18 protein-coding genes, 1 tRNA gene and 1 riboswitch are annotated in these 16593 nt (G+C 42.1%); of the genes, 8 read left to right on the forward strand and 11 right to left on the reverse strand.

Annotation, left to right across the window (positions count from 1 at the left end; translation table 11 throughout):
* The 6 genes from uvrB to GX654_17895 all read right to left on the reverse strand — a co-directional run.
* Positions 1–1763 (reverse strand): excinuclease ABC subunit UvrB (uvrB, locus tag GX654_17870; protein NLD38733.1); only part of this gene is annotated, 1763 nt, incomplete at its 3' end.
* Positions 1764–1904: 141 nt separating this feature from the next.
* The gene (locus GX654_17875; GenBank protein ID NLD38734.1) at positions 1905–3356 is read right to left on the reverse strand and encodes a cysteine--tRNA ligase; all 1452 of its coding nucleotides are present in this window, start codon (positions 3354–3356) and stop codon (positions 1905–1907) included.
* 82 nt (positions 3357–3438) lie between these two features.
* A complete protein-coding gene (locus GX654_17880) occupies positions 3439–3918 on the reverse strand; it encodes a 2-C-methyl-D-erythritol 2,4-cyclodiphosphate synthase (GenBank protein ID NLD38735.1) in 480 nt (159 codons plus the stop codon).
* A 25-nt stretch (positions 3919–3943) separates the two neighbouring features.
* Complete coding sequence (locus tag GX654_17885) at positions 3944–4177, reverse strand: zinc ribbon domain-containing protein (GenBank protein NLD38736.1); 234 nt, start codon at positions 4175–4177, stop codon at positions 3944–3946.
* Positions 4178–4337: 160 nt separating this feature from the next.
* Positions 4338–4904, reverse strand: coding sequence for a D-sedoheptulose 7-phosphate isomerase (locus tag GX654_17890; protein ID NLD38737.1), 567 nt, complete (start codon positions 4902–4904; stop codon positions 4338–4340).
* 26 nt (positions 4905–4930) lie between these two features.
* Entirely contained in the window at positions 4931–6349 is a 1419-nt protein-coding gene (locus GX654_17895; protein NLD38738.1) for an L-seryl-tRNA(Sec) selenium transferase, read from the reverse strand.
* An 88-nt stretch (positions 6350–6437) separates the two neighbouring features.
* Between GX654_17895 and GX654_17900 the strand changes: the two genes are divergently transcribed.
* A tRNA-His gene (locus GX654_17900) sits at positions 6438–6513 on the forward strand.
* A gap of 290 nt (positions 6514–6803) precedes the next feature.
* On the opposite strand, the gene GX654_17905 is transcribed toward GX654_17900, so the two are convergent.
* The 3 genes from GX654_17905 to GX654_17915 all read right to left on the reverse strand — a co-directional run bounded on the left by GX654_17905 (position 6804) and on the right by GX654_17915 (position 9907).
* On the reverse strand, positions 6804–7628 hold the full coding sequence (locus tag GX654_17905) for a hypothetical protein (GenBank protein NLD38739.1): 825 nt from the start codon (positions 7626–7628) through the stop codon (positions 6804–6806).
* A gap of 68 nt (positions 7629–7696) precedes the next feature.
* Positions 7697–7794: riboswitch (cyclic di-GMP riboswitch) on the reverse strand.
* Between the two features lie 191 nt (positions 7795–7985).
* The gene (locus GX654_17910) at positions 7986–8795 is read right to left on the reverse strand and encodes a fibronectin type III domain-containing protein (protein NLD38740.1); all 810 of its coding nucleotides are present in this window, start codon (positions 8793–8795) and stop codon (positions 7986–7988) included.
* A gap of 431 nt (positions 8796–9226) precedes the next feature.
* The gene (locus tag GX654_17915) at positions 9227–9907 is read right to left on the reverse strand and encodes an adenylate kinase (GenBank protein ID NLD38741.1); all 681 of its coding nucleotides are present in this window, start codon (positions 9905–9907) and stop codon (positions 9227–9229) included.
* A 187-nt stretch (positions 9908–10094) separates the two neighbouring features.
* Here GX654_17915 and GX654_17920 point away from each other — a divergent pair, with 187 nt between their 5' ends.
* The 5 genes from GX654_17920 to GX654_17940 all read left to right on the forward strand — a co-directional run bounded on the left by GX654_17920 (position 10095) and on the right by GX654_17940 (position 13517).
* The gene (locus GX654_17920; protein NLD38742.1) at positions 10095–10472 is read left to right on the forward strand and encodes a YkgJ family cysteine cluster protein; all 378 of its coding nucleotides are present in this window, start codon (positions 10095–10097) and stop codon (positions 10470–10472) included.
* Positions 10473–10771: 299 nt separating this feature from the next.
* A complete protein-coding gene (locus tag GX654_17925) occupies positions 10772–11779 on the forward strand; it encodes a uroporphyrinogen decarboxylase (GenBank protein NLD38743.1) in 1008 nt (335 codons plus the stop codon).
* 104 nt (positions 11780–11883) lie between these two features.
* Positions 11884–12057 carry a hypothetical protein gene (locus GX654_17930; GenBank protein NLD38744.1) on the forward strand — a complete coding sequence of 58 codons (174 nt, stop codon included), beginning with the start codon at positions 11884–11886 and terminating at the stop codon, positions 12055–12057.
* A gap of 21 nt (positions 12058–12078) precedes the next feature.
* Positions 12079–13071, forward strand: coding sequence for a radical SAM protein (locus tag GX654_17935; GenBank protein NLD38745.1), 993 nt, complete (start codon positions 12079–12081; stop codon positions 13069–13071).
* A gap of 53 nt (positions 13072–13124) precedes the next feature.
* Positions 13125–13517, forward strand: coding sequence for a hypothetical protein (locus tag GX654_17940; GenBank protein NLD38746.1), 393 nt, complete (start codon positions 13125–13127; stop codon positions 13515–13517).
* A 31-nt stretch (positions 13518–13548) separates the two neighbouring features.
* Here the strand turns inward: GX654_17940 and tilS are convergent, their stop codons facing one another.
* Positions 13549–14940: a tRNA lysidine(34) synthetase TilS gene (gene tilS, locus GX654_17945; GenBank protein ID NLD38747.1), complete on the reverse strand. Its 1392-nt coding sequence runs from the start codon at positions 14938–14940 to the stop codon at positions 13549–13551.
* A gap of 86 nt (positions 14941–15026) precedes the next feature.
* Positions 15027–15305 carry an integration host factor subunit alpha gene (locus tag GX654_17950; GenBank protein ID NLD38748.1) on the reverse strand — a complete coding sequence of 93 codons (279 nt, stop codon included), beginning with the start codon at positions 15303–15305 and terminating at the stop codon, positions 15027–15029.
* 181 nt (positions 15306–15486) lie between these two features.
* Here GX654_17950 and GX654_17955 point away from each other — a divergent pair, with 181 nt between their 5' ends.
* Positions 15487–15855 (forward strand): PilZ domain-containing protein, encoded by a 369-nt coding sequence (locus tag GX654_17955; protein NLD38749.1) that lies wholly within the window; start codon positions 15487–15489, stop codon positions 15853–15855.
* A 107-nt stretch (positions 15856–15962) separates the two neighbouring features.
* Positions 15963–16592, forward strand: a complete 630-nt coding sequence (gene hisH, locus GX654_17960; GenBank protein ID NLD38750.1) for an imidazole glycerol phosphate synthase subunit HisH — start codon at positions 15963–15965, stop codon at positions 16590–16592.
* The last annotated feature ends 1 nt before the right edge of the window (position 16593 follow it).

Genomic DNA, 16593 nt, shown 5'->3' on the forward strand with positions numbered 1-16593 from the left:
TCCTTTGCAATGGATTCAGGTGTGATATTGTTTTCAATATTGTATTTAAGCTGAATCTCCCTTCGCCTGTTGCTCTCATCAATCGCCCTTTCCATTGAGCCTGTAACCTGATCCGCATATAGAATAACCGTGCCGTTCAGATTTCTGGCTGCCCTGCCACATGTCTGGATAAGGGACCTCTCTGACCTTAAAAAACCCTCCTTGTCAGCGTCCATAATAGCAACAAGGGATACCTCAGGGATGTCAAGCCCCTCTCTCAGAAGGTTGATGCCTATCAGCACATCAAATACACCCAGTCTTAAATCCCTGATGATCTCCATCCTTTCGATAGTCTTTATATCCGAATGGAGATACCTGACCTTTACGTTAAGCTCAGAGTAATATTCAGCAAGGTCCTCTGCCATCCTTTTGGTAAGAGTTGTTACCAGCACACGTTCGTTATTTTTTACCCTCTCCCTTATCCTGTAAAGCAGATCGTCAACCTGATCCTTTGCCGGGACAATCATAATTTCAGGATCAATCAGGCCGGTTGGCCTGATTATCTGCTCGGTTATGGCCTCGCCTTTTTCAAGCTCATAGGGGCCAGGTGTTGCAGAGACATACACTATCTGATTTAGCCTTTCATTAAACTCTTCAAATTTGAGCGGCCTGTTATCCAGCGCTGATGGCAGTCGGAAACCATAACTTACCAGCGTCTCTTTTCTGGATCGGTCTCCACGGTACATCCCGCCTATCTGCGGGACCGTGATATGGCTCTCATCAATAAAGAGCAGAAAATCCTTTGGGAAATAATCAAGGAGCGTTGGGGGCGCCTCGCCCTGACCCCTTCCTGTAAGGTGCCGTGAATAGTTTTCTATGCCGTGGCAATAGCCCATCTCGATCATCATCTCCAGATCAAAAAGGGTGCGCTCCTCAATACGCTGCGCCTCGATAAATTTATTGTTATTCCTGAATTCCTCTACCCTCTGCTTCATCTCCTCCCTTATACCCTTTATTGCCTTGTCCCTTATCTCAGCGGATGTTACATAATGGGTTGCAGGATAGATGGTGATCCTGTTGAGCTCTTTTTTGACCTTTCCGGTAAGCGGGTCAATCTCCTGAATGGCCTCAACATCATCTCCCCAGAAGGTTATCCTTATGGCCTTATCCTCTTCATAGGCAGGAAAGATGTCAAGTATATCGCCCCTCACCCTGAACCTGCCCCTGTAAAAATCAAAGTCACCCCTTTCATAATAGATCTCTACCAGTTTTTTTACTGCAATATCCCTTGATAGCTTGTCACCCTTTTCCGCATACAGGATCATATCATGGTATGCCTCAGGGGAACCAAGGCCGTAGATACAGGAGACACTTGCAATGATAATAACATCATCCCTGTCAAGGAGAGACCGTGTAGCTGAATGCCGCATCTTGTCTATGTTTTCATTGATGCTGGAGTCCTTCTGGATATAGGTATCAGACTGTGGGATATATGCCTCAGGCTGATAATAATCATAGTAACTCACAAAATACTCAACCGCATTTTCAGGAAAAAGATTCTTGAATTCACCATAGAGTTGGGCAGCCAGGGTCTTGTTAGGGGCCATGATCAGTGCAGGCTTCTGCACACTCTCTATGACGTGGGCCATGGTAAAGGTTTTACCCGAACCGGTTACGCCAAGCAGCACCTGATGTTTCAGGTTATTTTTTATACCCCTGACCAGGTCGTTTATAGCCTGCGGCTGATCCCCGCATGGTTTAAGGTCTGTAACTATTTTGAACATGGGAAACCTTTATTGTCAAAAATTAGATGTTAGATAGATAAATAAAGCATGAAGTTTTTGAGATTCAAATAACAGGCGCAAGGCTCAAGGCACAGGGTAAAAGCCTTTCCTTACGCCTTGTGCCCTGCGCCTTGCACCGATTCATATATCTTTTCGCCATTTGGTGACGCCTTCTTTATCTTCCAGTACAATGCCCATCTGCTTGAGTTTATTTCTTATCTCATCCGCCTTTGCCCACTCTTTCTGAGCCCTGGCCTCTTTCCTCTGTTTTATGAGTCCCTCGATCTCAGATTCATCAATGTCAGAGGGCTTTTCAATCTGTGAAATAAAGACCGATGGTTTAAAATTCAATATACCCAGTACAGCTCCAACTTTTTGCAGGGCTGCTCTTTCATCTTTAAGCTGATCTATGGCTTCTTTAGAAGGGCGGTCACCTGCATCATCCATGATCCTGTTAAGCTCTTTTATCCTGTCAAAGATAATACCCACAACACCGGCAGTATTCAGGTCATCATCCATAAGGTTGATAAACCGGTTTAAAAAATCATTTTTCTGTTCATTAGCCAGTAACCCCTGAATATTGGGTTGACCATTACCCTCTACAGGCCCAGTAAGCTCTTCAACCCTCTGGAGGGTGCGGTATATTCGTACAAGGCCAGCCTGGAAATCCAGCACATCCTTTTTTGCAAAATCAAGAGGGCTTCTATACTGTTTTGAAAGCAGGAAAAACCTCAGCACCTCAGGGTGATAATTGTGCAGGGCATCTTTTATATATATAAAATTGCCAAGGGACTTGGACATCTTTTCGGACTCAACAGTAAGAAACCCATTATGCACCCAGTAGCGGGCAAACTCACCTCCTGTGGCCGCCTTTGACTGTGCCCTCTCATTTTCATGATGAGGGAATAGAAGGTCCTGGCCGCCGCCATGTATGTCAAAGGTGCTGCCCAGGTAATTATTGCTCATCACAGAACATTCCATATGCCATCCCGGTCTTCCTTTACCCCAGGGGCTGTCCCACATAGGCTCTCCGGGCTTGGAGGGTTTCCAGAGTGTAAAATCCATTGGATGGCGTTTTTTATCATTTATATCTATGCGGCTCCCCGCCTTCATCTCATCAAGCTTTCTGCCTGAAAGCCTGCCGTAATCATCCAGTTTTTCCACAGCATAAAAGACATCGCCATCAACCTCATATGCAAATCCCTTGTCAATCAGGAGCTGGATCATCTTGATCATGTTACCTATGTGTTCTGTTGCCCTGGGTTCAATATCCGGCTTCATGACATAAAGGGCCTTCATATCCTCATTGAATGAGTCAATGTGCTCCTGAGCAAGAGAAGAGGGCTTTTTTCCAAGTTCATTGGCGCGGTTGATTATCTTATCATCCACATCTGTAAAGTTGCGCACATAAGTTACAGAGAAGCCTCTTTCCCTGAAGTATCTTACAAGTACATCAAACACAATGGCTGAACGTGCATGACCGATATGTGAATGATCATAAACCGTTACGCCGCATACATACATCCCAACTTTCCCTTCAACAAGGGGAATAAAAATTTCTTTCTGTCGTGTTGCTGTGTTATATAATTTCATAATTTATTAAACCTTGTTTCCTGTAAAAATTAAGATCAGGATTCACCTGATCTACCTTCCCGTATACCGCAAACCTCAAACCTTAGACCTTCTTCACCAGGCTGACTGCCGCATATGCCCCCATGCCTTCACCCCGACCTGCAAAGCCCATCCCTTCGGTTGTTGTTGCCTTGATATTTACACTGCCTTTTTCTACCGCAAGTACAGTGGCCAATTTATCTATCATAGCTTCAATGTGGGGAGAGAGTTTTGGCTGTTGTGCCACAATGGTGCAGTCAACATTATTTATCTGATAACCATCCTCCCTTACCATGGACATGACGCTCTTTAACATCAGGAGACTGTCTTTATCCTTGTAAGCAGGGTCTGTATCAGGGAAATGCCTTCCAATATCTCCTCTCCCAAGTGCGCCAAGTATCCCGTCCATTATTGCATGGACAAGCACATCAGCATCTGAATGGCCAAGCAGGCCAAGCCTCCAGGGGATTTCGATTCCACCCAGTATCAGCCTTCGCCCCTCAACCAGGCGGTGCGCATCATATCCGAAACCTATGCGGAACATACAAGACCCCTCTTATGCCTGTTAATTAATGGCACGAAGTGCAGCTTCCGCCTGCACAGGAAGAGCAACCGGATGAGGATGATCTGGAAGATGAGGAATAATCCCCACCACCTTTGCCGCCGCTTTTGTGGCTACATGCGGAGATCTTACGCTTTACCTTTCTGGTATCACATTTAGGGCATGTGACTGTATCATTTCCGAGTACAATACACTCAAACTCTTCATTGCACTTTGTGCATTGATATTCATAAATAGGCATTTCTTACTCCCATATTATTTTCGTTCTGTAACACTTTATAAGTTCCATAATTGTGGTTGTAAAGTCTTTACATGATTAATTTGAAATTATTATCCACCAGGGGATTTCATGATATACCCGTATACCGAAGACCTCATACCGTAAACCTCACTCCGCTATGCTATTCTCCTCCCTGGAATAAAATATGATCCACAAGTTTGCAGATAATGTGCCCGGCCAGGATATGGCTTTCCTGTGTCCTTGCGGTACTCTCACTTGGGACAATAAGGCAGAGATCACTCACATCTTTCAGTTTTCCGCCCTTGCCGCCGGTAAGTGCAGCCACATAAATGCCCATCTCACTTGCTGTCTCTGCTGCTGATATTACATTCTGTGAATTACCGCTCGTGCTTATTGCAAGGAGAACATCCCCCTCCAGGCCAATAGCTTTCACCTGTTTGGTGAAAATATCATTAAAAGAATAGTCATTGCCTATGCATGTGATAATAGAGGAATCAGTCGCAAGAGATATGGCCGGAAGGGGAGGTCTCTCCATTTCAAGCCGGTTGACAAATTCAGCTGCAATATGCTGTGCGTCAGCAGCGCTACCGCCATTCCCGCAAAGCATCAGCTTCCGGTCTCTTGTAAATGCGGATGCTATTTTTCTGGCAAGGGTGATCAGGTCATTATAGTTCTCTTTGATAAACTGCTCCTTTACTCTTACACTCTCCTGGAAAATATTTTCTATTATATCCTTCATTATATCTACCTGCCTTACACAATGATTTTATTCAGATTATTAATGCATTCTGCTACAGGCTTAAGCTCCTTTTCCTGTATTGTCCTGACATCCAGGAGTACGCTCTCCTGCTCAACCCTTACTATAATGGGAGGGGTGCAGGATTTTAGTGCCTCGCTTATCTCATGGGCAGTCATTTTTACCGGATTAAGTCTCAAAAGCCGTGTTGGGAGTTCCAGCAGTGGTAAAGCCCCTCCTCCTGTCTTGGATGTTCCATTTATCATGTCGATCTTGAAACTGCTCCCCTCCTTTACAGGTATCATGCGATACAGTCTTTGCACTTTTAATTTAAGGTCCTCGTATGACCTGCATATCATACTGAGCGTAGGAATTGTCTCAACTGCCTTTTGTTCATCCCTGTATATATTCAGGGTCTCTTCCAGTGCGGCAAGTGTAAGCTTATCAATCCTCAGTGCCCTGTTAAGCTGGTTTTTACGTATCTTTTCAACAAGCTCCTTTTTACCGATTATTATCCCTGCCTGCGGGCCACCTAATAGTTTATCCCCGCTGAATGTTACAATATCCACACCTTCGTTAACCACCTGCTGGACGGTTGGTTCCCATTGATAACCATATTTGGAGAGATCAATAAAAGAGCCGCTGCCAAGGTCTTCAATAACAGGGATATTGTGTTTTCTGCCCAGTTCAACAAGCGTTGACCTCTTTACCTCATCGTGAAAACCTATTATCTGGAAATTGCTTTTATGCACCTTCAATATGGCAGCGGTTTCAGATGTTATAGCTGCTTCATAATCATTAAGATGGGTCTTGTTGGTTGTCCCAACCTCTATCATTCTTGCACCGCTTTTTTTCATGACATCAGGTATCCTGAAAGAGCCGCCTATCTCCACAAGTTCTCCTCTTGAGACAATAACCTCGCGCTCTTTTGCCAATGTCTCAAGGGTAATAAGTACAGCGGCAGCGTTATTGTTTACCACCATTCCCGCCTCCGCTGAGGTCAGCTCTTTTAAAATACCCTCCACATGGGTATACCTGCTGCCACGTTTTCCCTTTTCAAGGTCATATTCCAGATTACTGTAACCCCTGCTTATATCAATTAATCTTTCAATAACCCTTTCTGCCAGTATTGACCGGCCAAGATTCGTATGCAGGATAACACCTGTAGCATTAATTACATTACGAAGGCTCAGGTGTGAAAGGAATTCGAGCCTAATAACAATCATATTGACGATGTTTTCCGGATCAATCGTACGGCTCTCTTTTGATATGTCCCCCTTTTCTATGCCCTTTCTTGTTTCAGAGAGTATCTCATTTATTGCCCGCAGGATAAGGGTTCTGGGGTAGTGCTCTGCAATATCTTTTATTACAGGGTTATCAAGCAGCCGGTCAACTGCCGGTATCATCCTGTATAATTCTGCTCTGTTATCTATCATTTTTATATTGGCCTTCTCCTTGTTTGCTATTATTTTAATCTTTTTGTTGCAAAATTTTAAAAGCATGATAAAAGATTAAAAAAACATGGTGGGTGTAGCTCAGCTGGTAGAGCACTGGGTTGTGGCCTCAGATGCCGCGGGTTCGAGCCCCGTCACTCACCCCATCAACAGAAGAAATTTCAGGGAGCTTATGCTCCCTTTAATTTTTCCTGGACCATACTCTTTAGCCTTATAATTCCTACGCCCTGCAAATTTTCTCAATTTTATCAAAAACATAACTTTGGTATCATATTTTATTTCTGTTTTAAAGAACAAAGAATATCAATTCTATAATTTTGGTCTTTAATAAGAAAGTTTAGAAAGGGCTGAAACAGGAATCGCCCCTCGATCCAGGGGGAGGTAAAAACATAGGATCGAGGGGCGATGTTAAATGGTTATGTATCAGAAAATTATCTTAATATCTCCATGTACATGCTGAGCGGACCTTTATCCAGTAACCGTAACCGGGCTTTAAAGTTGTCAAGTCACTGAACTCCGGGTTATCAGGATCATATACCTTCCATTTGCTATCCTGATATGTCCAGATGCTTATTACATTATCAAGGATTGAAGATATTGCCTGTGGCATATTCAGAATTGCGGCAGAATTTAGCCCGACAAGGTTCCACCCATGAGAGAGGTTTACTGCATCTACAGGCACAGCCTCCGGGATATATAGTTCAGCATTATCACTCATGTTCAGCCAGAGGCCCTGGCCTGGTTTTACTTCAAGAAGCGTACTGGTATTCGGGTTGTCAGGGTTATAATACTTCCAGACACCATCAACATATGTCCATATGGTTACTACATCATCCATTATAGGACCAAGGGCATCTTCAATCGGTGTGTTTTCAGCTACGTTTGGTATCGAAATCAGGTTCCAGTTGCTTTTTGTTGAAATAAACATGCCGGGAACAGAACTGACCTCATTTGAGAAGTCGCTTTCAAGGCCTGCCTCATCAACAGCGGTTACCGCAAAATAGTATTTTCTCCCATCATCCGGTATGTCTGTCGTATACTCATTAGCCAAACCGATATTACCGCTGTTTTTTGTATAATTACCTGAACTGTTTCCCCAGTAGACTATATAATGGCTCAGGTCCGGCTCGCTGTTCGCTTCCCATGTGAGGGTAACCTCACGGGCAGCAGCAGATGTTACAAAAAAAACAATAAAGAGGATTGAAAAAACCTGGATAAAACCTTTGAGTAAAAAGCGAACTACAGGATTATTATGTTCCATATTGGCACCTCCCAGTGTCTGCACGTATCAGCATGTGGCCGAATCAGCACTTAGGGTGTGCCGACCCGCCCGGCAACCTCGCAACCATGTTCCCCATTTTGTTACAAGGGAATTTAGGCCGACGGCTTTGCGTCCCGCCCTTTCGAACGGTTTGCCCTTATCAAGCGACTCGATCTCTATATAAGCATTTTATGTGCCAATCATAAAACACTTTAAAAAAGCAATTATAATGCATTGATATTATTAATATAATTTGAAATATGATTGTTGAATAAAAGAAATACAGAGGTTTAAGGGATAATACAAAATAAGACATGTACATATTTTATTTTATACATATTAGATACTCTCAGGTATTCAATGAGTCCACAAGCAGGCCTTTTTGACATTTATCCAATAACCAGGCCCGGGTTCAAGAGTTTGAAGATCGCTTAAATAGGGATTGAGAGGGTCATAAACCATCCACTTACCCTCCTGATATGTCCATATGCTTATAATATTTCTATAAATTGAAGAAGTAGCATTACGGATATCCTGTGAAAGAGGCAGGGTGAATCTGACAAGGTTCCACCCCTTTACGAGATAAACGCTGTTATATGTTTTGGGTATGAATGATATTGTTTCACTATTTCGCATGTTTAACCATAGTCCCTGCCAGGGCTTTATTATAGAAAGAGTGCCATACTGTGGATTATATGGATATACACGCCATGCCCCGTTTTCATAGGCTGATATATTAATTATACTGCTCATAATTGGGCCAAAGGCCTCTTGAATAGAAATATTTGCTGATATGTCTGGTATGGAAATAAGGTTCCAGCCGCTTTTTAAGGAAAATACAACAGAGCTTGTATTCACCTCATTTGAAAAATCACTTTCAAGGCCTGATGTATCAACAGCGGTAACTGCAAAAAAATAGGTCTCATCACCATCGGGTATATTGATTTTATATTCAGTTTTTAAACCGATATTTCCGCTGTTAGATGTATATGCACCAGGTCCAACTCCCCAGTAAACTATATAATGGCTAAGGTCCGGTTCGCTGTTAGGCTCCCAGGTAAGGGTTATTTCACGTGCTGAAACCTCAGAAGAGAACAAAACCAATAAAAAGAGAAAAGCTAATGATAAAAAAATGCTAAAGAGGCGATCAGGTTTTTCAAAATACATAAAATTTTCCAGTTAGTCTGTTTCAGCTCAAGAATGATGTATGCTTTATTAAATAGGCCATTTTCGGGCCTTATTTACTACTTACCACCATCAGAAGAATCAAACTAGTTTAATGCAAATTTTATTCCTTCAATTTTTATCAGTCAGATTTGTTATGTAACCTGCTGAATTATTTACTTATATTTTTTTATATAACTTACCGGAAGGTATCATAACCAGGTACTTTTTGTCCCTGATTCCATGCAGGACACTGTATATTTTTCCCTGCATAATCTCCTCAACTAAGGCACACCTTAAGGGTATATTTTCAATATGTAAAGTATTTTTATTATTTTTTTTAATTTTTTTTATTGAGGGTAATAAATGGCAAAAAATCTATAAGATTCACCCTGAGCAGGGTGAATCATGGTATTTGACCATTAAAGAAAATATCATTTTAGCTTATCAAGAAGATACTCAGATACCTCTTTAACCCCGGGCCTTCCATCCAGCCCAATAATTTTAGGTATTCCTTTGTTTGCCATGGAAAGTTTTTTAAAATAGTTTACCGCAGCCATGGTCCCTGTTTTCGTATCATAGTATATGTCATGCCTTTTATCGATTGCCGTCTCATCCTGATCATCATTTCTTGTCTTGAGCCTACCGCCACAGATACGGCAATTATCACCATCAGGTTTTATTGCATCAATAAATATATTATTTGGATGATTGTTGTCATTTTCACAGAGTCGCCTCCCCATTATCCTCTCTTTGGCGATCTGTCTTGGCAGCTCCATTTCAATAACGATATCAAGTGCGATGCCCTCTTTTTTTAAAGATCTGTCAAGCTCTTCCGCCTGTGTAAGATTTCTCGGGAAGCCATCAAGGAGCCACCCATTCTTACAGTCATCGTTCTTGATTCGGTCAAGAATCATTGGGATGGTAATACTGTCAGGCACCAGCTCTCCCCTGTCAATATAGCCCTTTGCCTCTTTGCCAAGTGTGGTTCCTTTCAGGATATTTTCCCTGAAGATAACACCTGTTTCAATATGAGGGATATTCAGCCTGGTCTTAACAATAGCACCCTGTGTACCCTTTCCACTGCCATTTGGTCCGAAGAAAAGAACTTTCATGATTATATCTCCTTTTGGTTTTTTCATAGGATTATTTTATATTCCCTATAAAGTCAATCCTGTAAAGGCAGGGCAAAACAGGTGATATTTCTTGTGTGGGTTTAATAAATAATCTTGACTTAAAAACTACTACGCTCTATAGAATTCTGCCATTTAATTTGAGATACATTTTTTGTTATATCGGTGAATTATGATAATAAATCCATGCATTAGTTGCGGCGCCTGCTGTGCCCTTTTTCGCGCCTCCTTTTACTGGGCAGAGACATCGGAATTTACCCAAGGTGGTGTCCCTTCCCATTTGACTGTAAAGATAAATGATTTCATGGTAGCAATGAAAGGAACGGATAATATACATCCACGCTGCGACTGTCTTGAAGGAGAGATAGGGCATAGTGTCTATTGCAAAATCTATGAAAACCGCTCCTCTGTATGCAGGGAGTTTAAGCCTGCCTGGGAAGATAATCTCCCTTCTCCAAGGTGTGATTATGCACGAAATGTCTGGGGGCTTGCCCCGCTTACCCCTGATTCATGGAGTTCTCCTGAAGGTTACCCCAAGGCTGCATGATTTACAGGTTTCACAGATTCGGAGAGATGTGATGACATGTCTGCTTTTCCTCTTTAAAGACCAAGGAGGGATTATCATTTATATTCAGCATCTCATTAAAAAAATCTGATTTATCAATAGGATATAAATGCCTTGACACATAGATAGATTTTCCATATATCTTGAAAGGCAGTTAAAACCCTTGTCAGGCAATAAAGATTATGAATATTTATGGCAGCTTTTTCCATAGAATCAGTATCCATAGCTGTTAGATATTCAGGGATAAACCTGTAAAAATGAGATAAAAGGAGATTAGGGAGATGCTTACAAAAAGACAAAATCTATTGGAAACAATAAGAGGTGGAAAACCGGACAGGTTTGTAAACCAGTATGAAGCACTGGCATGTCAGGATACCATGTTCGGCATGATCATGGGCGATCCTGTCAGTGCAGGAAACCCATCACCTGGGCCAGGACAACAGGCTGTTAACGGCTGGGGTGTCACAATAAAGTGGCCGGAAGGGCTGCCAGGGCCATTTCCTGTTCATGATGATGCGCACAAGGTCATAAAGGACGTAACAAAATGGCGGGATGTTGTAAAATCACCAAAGCTTGACTATCCTGATTCAGAATGGGAAAAATATAAACCCTCTGTTGAGGCAATCGATAGAAATGAGGTGTTTGCCACAGTCTTTATAGCTCCCGGTATATTTGAGCAGACCCATTACCTTATGGGTGTGGATACCGCCCTTATGAACCTGGCTTTAGAACCAGAAGCAATGAAGGACCTGATTGACTATATCACAGAATGGGAACTTGGTTATGCAAAGCTTCTTTGTAAACATTTTAAACCGGATTGTGTATTCCACCATGATGACTGGGGCAGCCATACCTCCTCATTCATGTCTCCTGATATGTTTAATGAATTTTTTGTTGAACCATATAAAAAGATATATGGCTATTACAAGGCAAACGGTGTTGAGCTTATTGTTCATCACAGTGATGCGTATGGCGCAAACCTCGTACCTTATATGATAGAGATGGGAATTGATATATGGCAGGGATGTGTTACAACCAATAAGACACCTGAGCTGGTTAAAAAATATGGCGGAAAGATCTCCTTTATGGGTGATATTGATAACGGCGTTGTTGATCGCGAGAACTGGTCACGGGAAGTTATCGCCAGAGAGGTAAGAAGGGCATGTACAACAAACGGGAAGCTCTATTTTATCCCGAACACAACAATGGGCGGCCCAATGAGCACATACCCCGGTGTGTATGAGGCTGTTTCCGAGGAAATAGACAAGATGAGTAAAGAGATGTTCTAATCCATCCCTGTATGACTGAGTCGATAAAAAGGTCAGGTCTTTTGATAATGCCTGGCCTTTTTTATATATCGCTGGTGAATATTTGAAATAAAAGGGGCCGTCATATGATTCTTGCTGCAAATCTCATCTGGTTTGTATTTGGGGGAGGCTTTTTTGCGTGGATCGGCTGTTTTTTATCCTTCATTTTGATATTTTCTGTTTTTTTCGGTATTGCCCATTTCAAGCTGGTAAAGGTATGCTTTTCACCACTGGGTAAAAGAGCAGTCAGCATTCTATGATATGTTGATAACAGGTGAATTATGGATATTAATGATATATTAAAAAAATCACAGGCTAACGATATCTTGTCTCACAATGAACTTGTCCATATACTGAGCTTTCCTCCTGATTCAATGGAAAGTTATATGGTAATGGCCGAGGCATCCCGTATTTCAAAGGGACTCACAGGGGGAGAGGCTGAGGTGCATGCACAGTTTGCTGTCAACCTTGGGCCCTGCCCGTGTGAATGCCTTTTCTGTTCATTTGCAAGGAGTAACAGAATATTTAGTGATGAGACTGAAATCACACATAAAACCGCAGTGGATTACGCTAAAATGTTTGAGGATAATGGCGCAAATGCTATTTACATGATGTCCAATGCAAAGTTTTCCTTTGAACGTTTTATTGAAATATCCGTTGAGGTCAGAAGAAACCTGAAGCCTGAAACAATCATGCTGGCCAATATTGGTGATCAGGGTCTGGAAAATGCGATGAAACTTAAAGATACCGGATTCACAGGGGTATATCATGCGGTACGTTTAAGGGAAGGGATTGATACAGGGATACCTGTTGATCAGAGGATAAGGAGTATCAATAATTTCAAAGAAGCGGGCCTTAAGGTAGGCACATGTGTTGAACCTGTTGGGCCTGAACATACCAATGAAGAACTTGCCACTATGATAGCGCTGATCACCACATTTGCGCCTTCATTCAGCGGCGCTGCAAGAAGGATACCTATACCCGGTACAGAAATGGCAAAAAGGGGCATGATATCTGAATTAAGGATGGCCCAGATATTGGCAGCTACAAGGCTTGGTACTCCAGAGAGAGTCCCTGGTAACTGTACCCATGAACCATGTGCACTTGGCGCTGTAGCAGGCGCAAACCTCTTCTGGGCAGAGGTCGGTGCAAACCCCAGAGATACTGAAAAAAAGACTGAAGAGGGAAGAGGCGAGACAGTAGAAAGCTGCTGTAAAATTTTTAATGAAGCAGGGTGGGAGGTAATAAAGGGGTCATCAAGGTATTTCAGATAGAGATATTAAAAGCATGGTATCTTGCCTGACGTTAACCATAAACAGGAGCTAACATGAAAAAACTATTGATCTGTTTTGCTGCGGGGAGTTTTGGTGGGCTTATAATGAGTCTTGCAGTGTGGGCAGCCGGTCATTATGGCATTACCGGTTTGCTTGGTGTACGCATAGCACCGGCGCTTGCCAGTCCCTGGCTTTATCAGCGCATAGTATGGGGAGGTATCTGGGGTTTTCTGTTTCTTGTTCCCATACTAGGGCTAAAGACTTTTTCCAGGGGGACTCTTATCAGCCTGTTTCCGACCCTTGTTCAGCTTTTTTATATCTTTCCTTATAGAACCGGTAATGGCATGGCAGGCATAGAGCTGGGGCTTCTTACCCCTGTCTTTGTGCTTGTCTATAACTGGATATGGGGTGTGGTCACATCTGCGACTATAAAACTGGCAAGATAGGATTCCATCTTTTAAGAATATATAGAAAAGGTCATATGAGGGAGATCTTTAATATCTCCTTTGTTTCCGTTGTCACCTTGAAACGGTCATCAATCCGGTATCCTCCTACCCAGATTACTTGGTTTTTCTTTAAAAAAACAGGGATCTCTTTCCTTTTCTGAGATGGAATTTTTAGGTCTATAAAAAAATCCTTTAGCTTTCTGTGTCCTTTCATTCCGAGTGGAACGAATCTGTCGCCAGGCATGAAATTCCTTACAGTAAGAGGGTATGAAAGCAGTTCTTTATCAAGAAGGGCAATATCTGCATTCGCCTTAATGATACCAGGTCTGTTAACTGTTTCCTCTATGAAAATTGTCCTTCCGATCTCCTTGATACTGGTCTCTCCACTGGATTTCAACTCATAACAGAATGAATCAGGGCAGGAGCCCCGGTATGTAAAAATCAGGGAGTTATACTCCTTGCGGGCAATAAGGTTTCCAGGCAGATTAATAGTTATATTGGGTTTTGGGTTGTAGAGGAGATCAAATATCTCCTGTACATGATCCGATTCAATGCTATACGTGCTGTTATTATAGCTTTTCACAATACCCCTGATTATCCTTTTAATAAGGGCATGGTGGAGAGTCTTAACTGACTTGATATCAACGAGGTATGCATTATTCTGATTTTTTTTAAGGTTGTTATTAATCCATTCATCGGCCCATGTTTCAACAAGGCGGTTTTCTTCCCTGAGATGATCTGAAAGACGCCCGAGCATCTCAATCAATTCAGGCTGATATTTGATCATCTCCGGTATCAATATCTGTCTAATCCTGTTCCTTGTAAACCGGATGTCTTTGTTGGAGCTGTCAACAGCATATCTGAGCTGCCTTTCCTCAAGATACCTTAAGATATCCTCCCTGCTGGTCTCTATAAGTGGCCGGATAATGATATTATCTCTTACCGGGGGTATTCCTGAAAGCCCTGCAATGCCGCTCCCCCTTAATAGTCTCATCAACACGGTTTCGGCCTGATCATTGAGGTTATGCCCCATCGCAATCAGGTCAGCATTATATCTTTTCCTTACCCTTTCAAAAAAATCATATCTGAGTTCCCTTGCCTTTTCTTCAAGGGAAGAGGCGCTTAAATCAAGGCCCGATGCCTTTTCTGTCTCAAAGGGTAGATTTAATGATCTTGAATGTTCCTCTGTAAGTGCGGTTTCAAAAGGGTCTTCCAGAGGTCTGAAGTCATGTTCAAAATGGGCTGTTATAAGAGTTAGATCCAGTTCATTTGAAAGAGCGGCCAGTATGTCCAAAAGACATATGGAGTCCGCCCCTCCTGAAACGGCAACTACGATACGATCTCCCTTTCGGATCATATTGTATTTTGATATGGTCTTTCTGGCCTGGCTTATCATCTGTTTCACTTGCATGGCATCACTCATAAAATAAACAGCCCCGAAGCCGTTATAAGATTTTATAAATATCTGATTGAGCTGCGGGGCATTGAAAAACGAATTTTGAGCTGACCCTATTTATTAAACCTCTCCCTTAAAACCGAAGAGCAGTTAAAGGTTATAACCTTTCTTTTTCCCAGAATCAGGTCATCGCCTGTTGCCGGGTTCCTGCCTCTGCGCTCTTTTTTATTTTTTATGCTGAATTTGCCAAAACCTGAAATCAGCACATCTTCACCGTTTTCCAGATCTCTTTTTATGATCTCCAAAAGGTTTTCAAGCATCTGTACTGCCTTTTTACGATTAAAACCAATTTTAACCAGATTCTCCACAATCTCTGTTTTTGTTAATGACATCTCTTCTCCTGAAATTCGCACTGTTATTCTTTCTGATATTTTTAAACTATGTTCTTTACTGTTAGGGCAAGAATATGATATTTCTGTTAACATATTGCATTTATGAAGTAAATAGAACTTTTAAAATTATACTGAAATGGCTGCCTGAAACAGTGTTAAATTCAAATGGACAGGGAGAGATATGGGCTCTGAAAATAGAAAGTTTACACGTTTTTACTATAGAATGAAGTCTGAATTATCTGTCAACGGTTGTACATACATGATAGAAGAGTTGATAAATCTCAGTATAGGAGGGTGTCTGCTCCCCACAAGCGTCAACGCAAATACCGGGGATAAATGTCTCCTGAAAATAATGCTCGGGGATAATGATGAGGCCCCTGTTGTTTCGGTAGAAGGCAAGATAGTAAGGATTGATGATGTAACATCTGCTATTGTGTTTACAAAGATAGACCCTGAGAGCCTTGACCATCTGCACAGCATTGCCCTTTATAATGCCTCTGATCCCAAAAAGGTGGAACAGGAGATAAAAAAACATCCCGGGTTGTTTTAGTCTTTAGTCTGTACTGATTCATTTCCCTTTGATTTGAAAAAATCATAAAAGCATTGACAAGAAATACATTTATACCTGATAAAGTTAAGCTATGGAGTGTGGCATAGATGATAGCGATTATTGATTATAATGCCGGAAATCTGACAAGTGTAAAAAGGGCACTTGATTTCATTGGTGTGAGTTCCTTAATTACATCCGACTTTAAAAAAATTCTGGATGCAGACAGGGTTATTTTCCCCGGTGTCGGGGCAGCAGGAAAGGCCATCAGTGACCTGAAGGCAAACAGGCTCGATATTGCATTAAAAGAGGTATTTGAGTCAGGTAAACCGGTGCTTGGCATCTGCCTTGGCACTCAGATCATACTCGAATCAAGCCAGGAGAATAATACCCGGTGTCTTTCACTTGTAAAAGGGGATGTGCTGAAATTCCCGGATGACCTCAAGGACACTGAAGGTAGAAAACTGAAGGTGCCTCATATGGGGTGGAACAGTATAAAATTAAAAAAGCCTCATCCTCTATTTGACGGGGTGGCGGAGGATATTGAGTTCTATTTTGTCCACTCATATTACCCTGCGCCTTCATCCCCTGATAATATCTTAGGTGAGACCTTATACGGGATCCGATTCACCTCTGTATTAACCTCTGGCAATCTTGTTGCAGTGCAATTTCACCCTGAGAAGAGCGGCAGACCGGGGCTTAAAATCCTTGAAAATTTTTGCAAGTGGAGCGGGAAATAAA

This window comes from Desulfatiglans sp., from assembly GCA_012513605.1.
In the GTDB taxonomy this organism is placed as follows: domain Bacteria; phylum Desulfobacterota; class DSM-4660; order Desulfatiglandales; family HGW-15; genus JAAZBV01.